This is a genomic window from Pseudomonas hydrolytica (assembly GCF_021495345.1).
Lineage (GTDB): Bacteria > Pseudomonadota > Gammaproteobacteria > Pseudomonadales > Pseudomonadaceae > Aquipseudomonas > Aquipseudomonas hydrolytica.
Window position 1 is genome coordinate 1,271,490 of sequence record NZ_CP099397.1, and the last position, 13,034, is coordinate 1,284,523.

The 13,034-nt window shown below is 64.7% G+C and carries 10 protein-coding genes and 1 pseudogene; 10 read left to right on the forward strand and 1 reads right to left on the reverse strand.

All coding sequences use genetic code 11. The features are described 5' to 3' along the window. The first annotated feature begins 358 nt into the window (after positions 1 to 358). The 9 genes from L1F06_RS05795 to L1F06_RS05835 all read left to right on the forward strand — a co-directional run bounded on the left by L1F06_RS05795 (position 359) and on the right by L1F06_RS05835 (position 10,345). Entirely contained in the window at positions 359 to 1,318 is a 960-nt protein-coding gene (locus L1F06_RS05795; protein WP_129484195.1) for a glucokinase, read from the forward strand. 56 nt (positions 1,319 to 1,374) lie between these two features. Continuing rightward, positions 1,375 to 2,106, forward strand: a complete 732-nt coding sequence (locus tag L1F06_RS05800; RefSeq protein ID WP_003241445.1) for a response regulator — start codon at positions 1,375 to 1,377, stop codon at positions 2,104 to 2,106. After that, positions 2,099 to 3,538 carry an ATP-binding protein gene (locus L1F06_RS05805; RefSeq protein ID WP_129484194.1) on the forward strand — a complete coding sequence of 480 codons (1,440 nt, stop codon included), beginning with the start codon at positions 2,099 to 2,101 and terminating at the stop codon, positions 3,536 to 3,538. Before L1F06_RS05800 ends, L1F06_RS05805 begins: the two co-directional genes overlap by 8 nt. 202 nt (positions 3,539 to 3,740) lie before the next feature. Continuing rightward, a complete protein-coding gene (locus L1F06_RS05810) occupies positions 3,741 to 4,994 on the forward strand; it encodes an ABC transporter substrate-binding protein (RefSeq protein WP_003241449.1) in 1,254 nt (417 codons plus the stop codon). A gap of 171 nt (positions 4,995 to 5,165) precedes the next feature. Then, complete coding sequence (locus L1F06_RS05815) at positions 5,166 to 6,074, forward strand: carbohydrate ABC transporter permease (RefSeq protein WP_129484193.1); 909 nt, start codon at positions 5,166 to 5,168, stop codon at positions 6,072 to 6,074. Further along, positions 6,067 to 6,945, forward strand: a complete 879-nt coding sequence (locus tag L1F06_RS05820; RefSeq protein ID WP_129484192.1) for a carbohydrate ABC transporter permease — start codon at positions 6,067 to 6,069, stop codon at positions 6,943 to 6,945. The genes L1F06_RS05815 and L1F06_RS05820 overlap by 8 nt, the downstream gene beginning before the upstream one ends. A gap of 10 nt (positions 6,946 to 6,955) precedes the next feature. Further along, a complete protein-coding gene (locus tag L1F06_RS05825; RefSeq protein ID WP_129484190.1) occupies positions 6,956 to 8,101 on the forward strand; it encodes an ABC transporter ATP-binding protein in 1,146 nt (381 codons plus the stop codon). A 118-nt stretch (positions 8,102 to 8,219) separates the two neighbouring features. After that, entirely contained in the window at positions 8,220 to 9,455 is a 1,236-nt protein-coding gene (locus L1F06_RS05830; RefSeq protein WP_129484189.1) for a maltoporin, read from the forward strand. Further along, on the forward strand, positions 9,449 to 10,345 hold the full coding sequence (locus L1F06_RS05835; protein ID WP_129484188.1) for a D-hexose-6-phosphate mutarotase: 897 nt from the start codon (positions 9,449 to 9,451) through the stop codon (positions 10,343 to 10,345). Before L1F06_RS05830 ends, L1F06_RS05835 begins: the two co-directional genes overlap by 7 nt. 569 nt (positions 10,346 to 10,914) lie before the next feature. On the opposite strand, the pseudogene L1F06_RS05840 reads toward L1F06_RS05835, so the two are convergent. Then, positions 10,915 to 11,838, reverse strand: a pseudogene (locus L1F06_RS05840) (LysR family transcriptional regulator). Between the two features lie 148 nt (positions 11,839 to 11,986). Between L1F06_RS05840 and L1F06_RS05850 the strand changes: the two are divergent. Further along, positions 11,987 to 12,949, forward strand: coding sequence for a LysR family transcriptional regulator (locus tag L1F06_RS05850; protein WP_129484187.1), 963 nt, complete (start codon positions 11,987 to 11,989; stop codon positions 12,947 to 12,949). Positions 12,950 to 13,034: the final 85 nt, after the last annotated feature.

Here is a 13,034-nt window from a genome sequence, read left to right on the forward strand (position 1 = left end):
GCCATTATCCGGCTTTTGCCGGGGAAGTCTTGTGCTTTTGCGGTGGCGCCGATGGTCGGGCCTGGCGCTGCCGGGCCGATCGTCCCTGCGCGGTTTCGGCCAGCGCCGAACTTTGCTCTACTGCCAGGCCCGTGGTTGTTCGGGCTGCTGGCGGGTGGTCGGCGTTTGTTGTTTTTTATAACAACAAATATTGATAATGGTTGTGGGTTGGCTGATCATGTCACGGCTATTTTTTAGAAAAACAAGATATTTCTGGAGTTGAACCCATGCATCCTCGTGCGCTCGAGCTCGCCGGAAGACGGCTGCAACGCCGTCGCCCCTTCTGCCAATGCCTCAGCCTCGCTCTGGAGATATCGTCGTGAAACCGTCTCTGGTAGGGGATATCGGCGGCACCAATGCACGCTTCGCGCTGTGGCGCGACGAACGTCTGGAGGCGGTGCGGGTGCTGGTCACCGCCGACTTCGCCGATCCGCAACTGGCCATCGCCCATTATCTGGCCGAACAGGGCCTGGCCCCGGGCGACATCGCCGCACTCTGCCTGGCGGTGGCCGGGCCGGTGAAGGGCGAGCATTTCCGCTTCACCAATAACCACTGGCAGTTCGTCCGCAGCGAGCTGGCCGCTTTCCTGCATCTGCAGCCTGCCGACCTGCTGGTGATCAACGATTTCACCGCCATGGCCCTGGGCATGACCCGCCTGCGCCCGCAGGAGCGGCTCGAGATCTGCCCGGGCGTGGTGGAGGAGGACTGTCCGGCGGTGGTCATCGGGCCGGGCACCGGTCTGGGCGTGGGTACCCTGCTGCCCCTCGGTGGCGGGCACTGGCGCGCGCTGCCGGGCGAGGGCGGGCATGTCGACCTGCCCATCGCCACCCCGCGCGAGGCGCAGCTGTGGCAGGCACTGCATGCCCAGCTCGGCCATGTGCGCGCCGAAGACGTACTCAGTGGCAGCGGCCTGCTGCGCCTGTATCGTGCGCTCTGCACTGTGGATGGACACTCAGCGCTGCTAAGCTCCCCGGCGCAGGTTACCGCCGCCGCGCTGGCGGGCGATGCGCTGGCCAGCAGCGTGCTCGAACAGTTCTGCGTCTGGCTCGGCCGCGCGGCCGGCAACTGCGTGCTGACGCTGGGCGCGCGAGGTGGGGTGTACATCGTCGGCGGCGTGGTGCCGCGCTTCGCCGATTTCTTCCGCAGCAGCGGCTTCGCCCGTGGCTTTGCCGAGAAGGGCAGCATGAGCCGTTATCTGGACGGCGTGCCGGTATGGTTGGTGACTGCCGAGTATCCCGGCCTGGAGGGCGCGGGGGTAGCCTTGCAAGAGAGAACCTAGGAGGCTCGCTGCCGGTCAGGAGCGTGCCATGCACGTCAGACGAGAAGGAAGGCATCTTGAGTCAGGCCGGAAAATCCATTCTGCTGGTGGACGACGACCAGGAAATTCGCGAACTGCTCGACACCTACCTGAGCCGCGCGGGCTTCGCCGTGCGCGCCGTGGCGGACGGTGAAGGTCTGCGCGCCGCGCTGGTGGAGGAGCCGGCGGATCTGGTGATTCTCGACGTGATGCTGCCGGACGAGGACGGTTTCAGCCTGTGCCGCTGGATACGCGAGCATCAGCGCTTCGCCGCGGTACCGGTGATCATGCTCACCGCCAGCTCCGATGAGGCCGACCGGGTGATCGGCCTGGAGCTGGGCGCCGACGATTATCTCGGCAAGCCGTTCAGCCCGCGCGAGCTGCTGGCGCGGATCAAGGCGCTGCTGCGCCGCGCCAGCTTCGCCAAGGAGCCGGCCGCCAGCGAGGTGCTGGCGTTCGGCGAGTGGCGCCTGGACATGATCAGCCACCGCCTCTTTCACCAGGACGGCGAGGAAGTGATTCTCTCCGGCGCCGACTTTGCCCTGCTCAAGCTGTTTCTCGACCGCCCCCAGCAGATTCTCGATCGCGACACCATCGCCAGCGTCACCCGTGGTCGCGAGGTGATGCCGCTGGAGCGCATCGTCGACATGGCGGTCAGCCGGCTGCGTCAGCGTCTGCGTGACACCGACAAACCGCCGCGGCTGATCCGCACCGTGCGCGGCGCCGGTTACCTGCTGGCGGCCCACGTCACGCCTGGCAGCCATGGCTAAGCGCCGCTCGCTGGTGCCGCGCTCGCTGCTCGGGCGCATGCTGCTGCTGACCCTGCTGGCGGTGCTGCTGGCGCAGGTGCTGTCCAGCCTGATCTGGCTGTCGCAGCTGCGCGCCAGCCAGATGGAGGGGCTGGTCAGTACCGCTCGCAGCCTGGCGCAGTCGATGGTGGCCAGCGTCAGTTACTTTCGCTCGCTGCCGGTGGGCTACCGCCCGCTGGTGCTCGACCAGCTGCGCAGCATGGGCGGCACGCGCTTCTTCGTTTCGCTCAACGACAAGCCGCTTCAGATGCCGGTGCTCGCCGAGACGCCGCGCAAGCGCGCGGTCATCAGCGAGGTCGACGCCGTGCTGCGCGAGCGCCTTGGCAGCCAGCTGGAGCTGTCGGTGCACTTCGTCAGCCCGGACCATCTGCGGGTGTTCAACAGCGGCCTGCTGCTCAACGAGCTGCCGCGTTCCTGGGCCTATTACGCGCTGAGCCTGGAGCCGCTCAACCCGCCGATCCTGGTCACCCAGATCCGCATCGGCGAAGGCGAGTGGCTGTATCTGGCCTCGCTGCTGCCCGAGCCCTATGTCAACCTCGAGGACCAGGGCCTGCCGCACCAGCAGCTGTGGTTCATCCTGCTGACCAGCGGGTTTCTGCTGCTGTTCGTCGGCCTGCTGGTGCACTGGCAGAGCCAGCCGCTCAAACGCCTGGCGCTGGCGGCGCGGGAAATGTCGCTGGGCGCCGATGTCGAGCCGCTGGCCGAGGTGGGCGGCAGCGAGGTGGTGGAGGTGCGCCGCGCGTTCAACAGCATGCGCGAGCGCATCAGCCGCTATCTCAGCGAACGCAGTCAGCTGTTCAGCGCGATTTCCCACGATCTGCGCACGCCCATCACCCGCCTGCGTCTGCGCGTCGAACTGCTCGACGACGAAGCGCTGCAGGCCAAGTTCAGCCGCGACCTCGACGAGCTGGAGGTGCTGGTCAAGGGCGCCCTGCAGTGCGTCAAGGACACCGACATCCACGAGAACATCGAGCCGGTCGACCTCAATCACCTGCTGCACGGGCTGATCGAACCCTACCTCGGCACGGGCCGGGTCACCGTCGATGGCGCCGCCCGCTACCCTTATCCCGGCAAGCCGCTGGCCCTGCGCCGTTGCATCGGCAACCTGCTGGACAACGCGCTGAAGTATGGCGAGCGCGCGCACCTGCACATCGAGGACGACGCCGAGGCGTTCGTCCTGCATGTCGATGACGAGGGGCCGGGTGTGCCCGAGCAGAAGCTCGAGCAGGTGTTCGAGCCGCATTTTCGCCTGGCCAGCCAGCAGCAGGGCTACGGCATGGGCCTGGGCATCGCGCGCAACCTGGCGCACAGCCACGGCGGCGAGCTGAGCCTGCGCAATCTGCGTGAAGGCGGGTTGCGCGTCACCCTCTGGCTGCCGCGCCATACCAGTTGAACCCTCTGCCGTCGCGAGCGGTCGCAGTGCCCTGGGGCCTGCGCCGCTGTGCCCCGGATAACCTGCCAGCTCCGCTTTGTAACGGTCTGGTGACTTTCCCGTACCCTTTGTTACCCCCACCGTCCGTGGGGCTGGGTAGACTCGTTCGCCAGGCAAGCACCACGACTTGCTCGCGAATAACAACAACAAGGTGTCTCATCCCATGAAAGCGATCTCTCGCCTGTCCACCGCCATCTCCCTCGCTGTCCTGTTGCCCCTGTCCGCCACCGCCGGTGAAGTCGAAGTACTGCACTGGTGGACGTCCGGTGGTGAAAAACGCGCCGCCGATACCCTGCAGAAGCTGGTCGAAGCCCAGGGCCACAAATGGAAGGACTTCGCCGTTGCCGGTGGCGGTGGCGAAGCGGCCATGACCGTGCTGAAGACCCGTGCCGTGTCCGGCAACCCGCCCGCCGCCGCGCAGATCAAGGGCCCGGACATCCAGGAGTGGGGCGAGCTGGGCCTGCTCGCCGATCTCAATGGCGTCGCCGCCGAGCAGAAATGGGATGCCCTGCTGCCACCGCAGGTGGTCGAGGTGATGAAGTACCAGGGCGACTACGTGGCGGTACCGGTCAACGTGCACCGGGTCAACTGGCTGTGGATCAACCCACAAGTGTTCGAGAAGGCGGGTGCCACGCCGCCGACCACCCTCGACGAATTCTTCGCCGCCGCCGACAAGCTCAAGGCGGCCGGCTTCATCGCCATCGCCCACGGCGGCCAGCCCTGGCAGGACGGCACCGTGTTCGAGGACCTGGCCTTCAGCATTCTCGGCGCCGAGGGCTTTCGCAAGGCCTTCGTCGAGCAGGACCGCGCCACCCTGACCGGCGACAAGATGGTCGAGGTGTTCGCCGCCCTGCAGAAGCTGCGCGGCTACATCGACGCCGACGCCGCCGGGCGCGACTGGAATAGCGCCACCGGCATGGTGATCGACGGCAAGGCCGGCATGCAGATCATGGGCGACTGGGCCAAGAGCGAGTGGACCGCCGCCGGCAAGGTCGCCGGCAAGGACTACGAATGCCTGGCCTTCCCCGGCACCCAAGGCAGCTTCGCCTTCAACATCGACTCGCTGGCCATGTTCAAGCTGAGCAACGCCGAGAACCGCAAGGCCCAGGAAGACCTGGCGCGCACGGTGATGGGCAACGAGTTCCAGGAGTTCTTCAACCAGAACAAGGGTTCGATCCCGGTGCGCATGGACCAGGACATGAGCAGCTTCGACGCCTGCGCGCAGAAGTCCATGGCCGACTTCAAGGACGCCGCCGCCGGTGGCGGTCTGCAGCCGAGCCTGGCCCATGGCATGGCCGCTTCCAGCTACGTGCAGGGCGCGGTGTTCGACGTGGTGACCAACTTCTTCAACGACCCCAAGGCCGACCCCAAGCGCGCCGCCCAGCAGTTGGCGGCGGCGATTCAGGCGGTGCAGTGAGCGTTCGGGCCGTCTAGGCGGCCCTTGCCGTAGGCGGGTGTAACCCGCCGGTTTCAAGCCTTCGATCCCTGGCGCATGCCCTCAGGCCGGCGCCATGGGATCGGCCGCGCCGCGTTTCCCTCTCTCAGGGGCAACGGGCCGACCGCGCAACCTGCAACAACGGAGTGATCCATGAGTTCAAACGCAGTCTTCGCCAAAGCCTCACCGCTGGATGTCCTGCAGCGCTGGCTGCCCAAGCTGGTGCTGGCGCCGAGCATGGTCATCGTGCTGGTGGGCTTCTACGGCTACATCGGCTGGACCTTCCTGCTCTCGTTCACCAACTCGCGCTTCATGCCCAGCTACAACTTCGTTGGGCTGCAGCAGTACGCGCGGCTGTGGGACAACGACCGCTGGTGGGTGGCGAGCCAGAACCTGCTGGTGTTCGGCGGTCTGTTCATCGCCATCAGCCTGGCCATCGGCGTGCTGCTGGCGGTGCTGCTGGATCAGCGCATCCGCCGCGAAGGCTTCATTCGCACCATCTTTCTCTACCCCATGGCGCTGTCGATGATCGTCACCGGCACCGCCTGGAAGTGGCTGCTCAACCCCGGCCTGGGCCTGGACAAGCTGCTGCGCGACTGGGGCTGGGAAGGCTTTCGCTTCGACTGGCTGGTGGACCCGGATCGCGTCGTCTACTGCCTGGTGATGGCTGCCGTGTGGCAGTCCTCGGGCTTCGTCATGGCGCTGTTTCTCGCCGGGCTGCGCAGCGTCGATCAATCGATCATCCGCGCCGCCCAGGTCGATGGCGCCAGCCTGCCGAGCATCTACCTGCGCATCGTGCTGCCGAGCCTGGGCCCGGTGTTCTTCAGCGCGCTGATGATCCTTGCGCATATCGCCATCAAGAGTTTCGACCTGGTCGCCTCGATGACCGCCGGCGGCCCCGGCTACGCCTCCGACCTGCCGGCGATGTTCATGTACGCCCACACCTTCACCCGCGGCCAGATGGGCCTCGGCGCCGCCAGCGCGATGCTGATGCTCGGCGCAGTGCTGGCGATCCTGGTGCCGTATCTGTATTCCGAACTGCGAGGCAAACGCCATGACTGATTCCGTGCTCGATGTGCGCCTGGCGCCGCGCCCCGTACCCCGGGTGAGGGCCTTCAGCCTCAGCCGCCTGGCCATTCACGCCACCCTGATCCTGGCCTGCGCGGTGTACCTGGTACCGTTGCTGGTGATGCTGCTGACCAGCTTCAAGACCCCCGACGACATCCGCAGCGGCAACCTGCTGTCGATCCCGGACGTGTTCACCGTGATCGGCTGGGTCAAGGCCTGGGACGGCGTCGGCGGCTACTTCTGGAACTCGGTGAAGATCACCATCCCGGCAGTACTGATCTCCACGCTGCTCGGCGCGCTGAACGGCTACGTGCTGGCCATGTGGCGCTTTCGCGGCTCGCAGCTGTTCTTCGGCCTGCTGCTGTTCGGCTGCTTCCTGCCGTTCCAGGTGATCCTGCTGCCGGCGTCCTTCACCCTCGGCCAGCTCGGCCTGGCCAACACCACCGAAGGCCTGGTGCTGGTGCATGTGGTCTATGGCCTGGCCTTCACCACGCTGTTCTTCCGCAACTTCTACGTGAGCATTCCCGAGGCGCTGGTGCGCGCCGCGCGCCTCGACGGCGCGGGGTTCTTCACCATCTTCGGACGCATCCTGCTGCCGATGTCGGTGCCGATCATCATGGTCTGCCTGATCTGGCAGTTCACCCAGATCTGGAACGACTTCCTGTTCGGCGTGGTGTTCGCCAGCGGCGACACCCAGCCAATCACCGTGGCGCTGAACAACCTGGTCAACACCAGCACCGGGGCCAAGGAATACAACGTCGATATGGCCGCGGCGATGATCGCCGGGCTGCCCACCCTGCTGGTCTACATCCTGGCCGGTAAGTACTTCCTGCGCGGCCTGACGGCCGGCGCCGTCAAAGGTTGAGGTAATAACCATGGCTACCCTCGAACTGCGCAACGTCAACAAATCCTACGGCAGCGGCCTGGCGGACACCCTGAAGAACATCGAACTGGCCATCGACTCCGGCGAGTTCCTGATCCTGGTCGGTCCCTCCGGCTGCGGCAAATCCACCTTGATGAACTGCATCGCCGGCCTGGAAGACATCAGCGGCGGGGCGATCCTGGTCGACGGCGCCGACATCAGCGGCATGAGCCCCAAGGATCGCGACATCGCCATGGTGTTCCAGTCCTATGCGCTGTACCCGACCATGACGGTGAAGGACAACATCGCCTTCGGTTTGAAGATGCGCAAGCTGCCGCCAGCCGAGATCGAGGCCGAGGTGGCGCGGGTGGCCAAGCTGCTGCAGATCGAGCATCTGCTGACGCGCAAGCCCGGCCAGCTCTCCGGCGGCCAGCAGCAGCGCGTGGCCATGGGCCGGGCGCTGGCGCGGCGGCCGAAGATCTACCTGTTCGACGAACCGCTGTCGAACCTCGACGCCAAGCTGCGCGTGGAGATGCGCACCGAAATCAAGCTGATGCACCAGCGTCTGAAGACCACCACGGTGTACGTCACCCACGACCAGATCGAGGCCATGACCCTGGGTGACAAGGTGGCGGTGATGAAGGACGGCATCATCCAGCAGTTCGGTACCCCGCAGGAAATCTACAACGACCCGGCCAATCAGTTCGTCGCCAGCTTCATCGGATCGCCGCCGATGAACTTCATCCCGTTGCGCACTCAGCTGCGCGATGGCCAGTGCTTCGGCCTGCTCGACTCCGGGCAGGCGCGCTGCGAGCTGCACCTGGGCGAGGCGGCCGAACTGGAAGGACGCGAGCTGATCCTCGGCGTGCGTCCCGAGCAGATCCAGCTGGCCGGCGCCGGTTCGACGCTGCCGAGCCTGCGCGCCGAGGTCGAGGTGGTCGAGCCGACTGGCCCGGACACCCTGGTGTTCGTCAGCCTCAACCAGACCAAGGTGTGCTGCCGCCTGGCGCCGGACGCCGCGCCGCAGGCCGGCGCCAGCCTGGACCTGCAGTTCGATCCGGCGCGTGTGCTGCTGTTCGACGCGGCCAGCGGTGAGCGTCTGCGCCCGGGAAAGCGTCAAGCCACTGACAACAAGGTGGCGCAGTTGAAAAGAGGTTGAGCCACACCGCGGTATTGACGCGCCTTATCCCGTAGGGTGCGCACCCTGGCAATGGAAGAAACCGGCGCTGCGGCGGTTATCCGCAGCATTCGCTCAATAAAAACAATCAGGAGCAACGATGAAGACCACACAGCAAAACCTCCCTTGCGCGCTTGGCGCCCCCTGCCTACTTGCATTGGTCCTGGCCGCACCCCAGGTGCAGGCTCTGGAATTCACCGGCTATATGCGCAGTGGCGCCGGCGGTTCGGAGAGCGGCGGCACCCAGTCCTGCTTCCAGCTGCCCGGCGCGCAGTCCAAGTACCGCCTCGGCAACGAATGCGAGCAGTACATCGAACTGGACCTGCGCCAGGATCTGCTGACCCTCGACGACGGCTCGGTGCTGAGCGTCGAGGGCATGGCCCAGCTCTACAACCAGTACGGCCACACACCGAAGTTCACCGGCGACTATGGTTTCGCGCGGATGAACCAGATGTATGCCGAGTGGAGCAAGGTGCCCGCGCTCAATGGCGGTTCGCTGTGGGCCGGCCGCCGCTTCTACAAGCGTAACGACATCCATATCACCGACTTCTACTACTGGAACCAGAGCGCCACCGGCGCCGGTATCGAGGATTTCGAGTACGGCGGCCTGAAGTACAGCTACGCCTTCTCGCGCAAGGACAGCTACTTCCAGGAGCCCTACATCAACCGCCACGACTTCAACGTCGCCGGCTTCAAGGTCAACCCGGGCGGCGAGCTGGAGTTCGGCGTCAGCTACATCGACAAGCCCGACAGCACCGGCGCCAACAGCGGCTGGGCGATCACCGCGCAACACAAGCAGAGCGATTTCTTCGGCGGCGTCAACACCTTCGCCCTGCAGTACGGCCGCGGCCCCGGCACCGGTCTGGGCTATACCGGCGACGTCACCCTCGATCGCGACAACAAGAGCTGGCGCCTGGTGGAGTACTTCGACTGGCAGGCCACGCCGCGCCTCGGCGGCCAGGTGCAGTTCGTCTACCAGAAGGACACCCGGCCCGACGGCGACGATCAGGACTGGCTGTCGGTGGGCGGGCGTACCAGCTACGCCTTCACCGAGCAGTTCAAGCTGGTCGGCGAGCTGGGCCACGATCAGGTCGATGCCACCGACGGCACGCGCAAGCTGACCAAGTTCACCATCGCCCCCACCTGGTCGCCGGCCGGCCCCGGCTTCTGGGCGCGTCCGGAGTTTCGCCTGTACTACACCTACGCCAGCTGGAACCGCGCGGCGCAGCAGGCGGCCAGCCAGTTGGCGGCCGGCTCGGCGCTGTCCGACAGCGGCGCCTTCGACAATGCCCGTCACGGCTACAACTTCGGCGTGCAGGTGGAGCACTGGTGGTAAGCGCCTCGCGCCCGCTCGGCGCCGCCAGCGGCGCTGCCGAGCTGCACCCGCTGGCCGGGCTGTTTGCCGAGCCCGGCCAGGCGCGTCAACGCTGGACGGTGCGTCAGGGGCGCGAACTGCTGTTGCTCGAACACCGCCTGTTCCAGGCGGCGTTCAGCCGTCAGGGCGCCCAGCTGCTGCACTTTCAACCGCGTGGCCAGCGGCCCTGGCTGTGGTGCGCCGGGCACTGGCCGCAGGGCGCGGCGATTCGCGGCGGCGTGCCGATCTGCTGGCCCTGGTTCGGCCGCCATCCCAGCGAGAGCGGCTGGCCATCTCACGGCTGGGCGCGCTTGAGCGAGGAGTGGCAACTGCTGGCCTGCGACTGGGGCGAGCAGGGCGTGCAACTGCTCTGGCAGCTCGAACTGTGCGACTGGACGCTGCACCTCGAGGCCGAACTGGGCGAAACCCTGGCGCTGCGCCTGGTGACCCGCCATCAGGACAGCGAACCCTGCCAGCTCAGCCATGCCCTGCATGCCTACTGGCGCATCAGCGACGTCTCGCGCGTGGCGCTGCTCGGCCTCGACGGTGCCAGCGGCCATGACCTGCTGACCCGCGCAGACTGCCGCCAGGAAGGCGAACTGCGCATCGAGGACGGCTGCCACCGCATCTTCCGCCACACCGGCGTGCTGCAGCTGCAGGACCTGCCCTGGCAGCGGCGCCTGGCCATCGACACCCGCGGCGGCGCCAACAGCGTGGTCTGGCACCCCGGCAGTCGGCCGCTGACCGAGGTCGGCTGGAACGAGAGTCTGGGCTTTCTCTGTGTCGAAGCCGCCAGCTGCGGCCCTGACAGCCTGTGCCTGGCACCGGGGGAAGAGGGCGTGCTGACGCTGCGCGCGAGTCTGGCTCGGTAGCATCCGGCCCGGCCATCACCTCGTTTCGCTGCGCACTGGCCAGAACGGCCATCCTCCTAGGGAAAGGGCAGGCGCCCAGGCTCTGCGACGGACCTTCGCCTGCCACTTTATCCAGACGGCGGAACCAAAGTCCTGCATTCCTAAGCAGATGGCTGAGCGCATTGAAATGTTATCGACGACAGTTGTATGGCGCTGATCGATATCTACCTGCGTCAGTCGAAGGAAGGCGTCATGGTGTCTTCTTGGTTATTCTCCTTGCCATGTTGAAGACAGTACGGCACTAAACGCAGCGCCAGGTAGATGGCGATGCCACGGATCTGGGACAGGTGAACACCGACCCTTTGATGGCACAAAGTGCGTGCATCGAGCTTTGATCGAATGCGGCTGCCGATGATTGCGGTATCGGCCCGCTTGATAGGGCTTTCTACCGCGATAGCAGCCCGAGCTCAGCAGTTCTGCGCCTATTTATGGCGGACGCGAATTGTTGCTTTGGACGTCGCAGTTCTGGCGTTCCAGAAAGTTGTCCTGAGCCAAGTATAGTGATGATTGTGTTCGCAGTTCGGTGGTGATCAGCCAGGCGTAAGGTTGCGTGTCGCTGCAACCTTGGCCATCGCATCTGTAAACGGCGGATTACTTTCAAATGATTCGATCAGCAACTCCGAGAGGATGCGCACTTTTTGCGCTGGGTGCGCGCTGGGCGGCCGCACGATGTAAACGTCTCCTACTGGCAGTGGATAGCGAGTCATGATCGGAACGAGTGCGCCGGACGCCAGATATTCGTAAGTGACACAATCGGGGAGCCATGCAATACCGAGCCCCGCTGCCGCAGCACCGGCGAGCGCCGCGCCGTTATCGCTCTTGAAGCGTCCCTGCGGCTGCACGGTGATGACCTTGTTTCCATCCATGAAGCGCCAACTTTCGGCGCCGAGCAACGCCTGATGGGCGGCGATTTCGTCCGGCGTCTCGGGTGCTCCATGTGCCTTGATGTAGTCCGGGCTGGCGACGAGCTTGCCGTAAATCTGGCCCACGCGTTTGGCCAGCAGGTTCGAGTCGCGTAGGGCTCCGACCCGGATGGCACAATCGAAGCCTTCCGCGACCAGGTCGACGAAGCGATCTCCGTAGGCCGCATCAATCTGAAGGCGAGGGTAGCGGCGTGCCATCTCAGCAAGCACAGGGGCAAAGTGTATCGGGCCGGAGGAAAGCGGCACTGCGACCCGCAATCGACCACGAAGATCCCCGGTGGGAAGAATCGTTTCCCTGGCCGTCTCAATCTCGGCACTGGCTCGGGCCGCATGTTCCCGAAATGTCATACCCGCTTCTGTAAGTGCCGCACCGCGGGTGGTTCGTGCGAGAAGCTAAATGCCAAGGTCCGCTTCCAGTCGGAACAGTCGCCGACTGACGATTGATTTGGAAACTCCAAGGTGGCGTGCGGCGGCTGAGATTCCGCCAGCATCAGCGACCTCAACAAATGTTTGCAGGTCTTCGAGATTCAATCCGGCGTTCCCCATTCCGCGACACAGCTAGGCGCAGAGCGACACTAGCCCATCGTTAATCGCGACAGCAATACTGTGTTCAAGCAGCGTCGCCTCACAGCCTGATCGGCGACAGTCAAAAATGTACAACTCTGCGTAGGTGCCTAACATGATGAACAGAAATGATTTGCGTCGGGCGGACATCAATCTGCTGGTAGTTTTCGAAACCATGATGCACGAGCAAAATGTTAGCCGTGTCGGCGAGAAACTGTTCCTTGGGCAACCAGCAGTCAGCGCTGCCTTGGGGCGCCTACGCCACCTGTTCGATGACCCGTTGTTCATTCGCACCGGGCGGGTAATGGAGCCTACATCCCGCGCCCAGGAAATTTTCTCCAACCTGACGCCTGCTCTCGACAGTATTGCTGCTGCGTTGGGCAAGTGTCAGACGTTCGACCCGACAACGAGTGAAGCCACTTTTCATATTGGTCTTTCCGATGACGTCGAATACGCCTTGTTACCCACTCTGTTGCGCTGCCTACGCGTCGATGCACCGAACATAAGGCTTGTGGTACGTCGCGCCGATCAATGGCAATTGCCCCAGTTGCTTGCATCCGGGGAGATTTCGCTTGGCATCAGCCATGCCTTGCAGCTGCCGGCCAATGCGCGGAGTAAGCATTTACGGTCGATTCGCCCGATGTTGCTGCGGGCTGACTCACAGGTTGGCGCACTGACCCTGGAAGAGTTCTGTCGGCGGCCCCATGCCGTGGTGTCGTCCATGGGCAACGTTATCGAGAATGCCGACCGGGCCCTCCATTCGCTTGGGCGTCAACGTAAAGTCGTCCTCGCTGTGCCGCAGTTCAGCGCCTTACCCATGCTACTTGAAGGCAGCAGCATGATTGCCATCGTGCCGGAATATGTTGCTCAGGCCATGTCTGGATCGGGGGGCTTGAGAGCTGAAGCCGTGCCAGTGGTACTTCCTCAGCAAGAGCTGTCGATGGTCTGGAGAGGGGCTGCTCACAGTGATCCGGGCGAGCGGTGGTTGCGTTCGCGATGCAGCGCTTTATTGGGAGCACAGCCAGAAGAGCTTGCTCGTCAGAATATGTCGAGTTGTATTGTTGCGGCGGCAGCCTGATTACCACGGAGTTGCCGTGACACTTTCGGGACATTCGTAGCCCCTGAAAACACAAAACCCCTGAAATTCTCTAGGAAGATCAGGG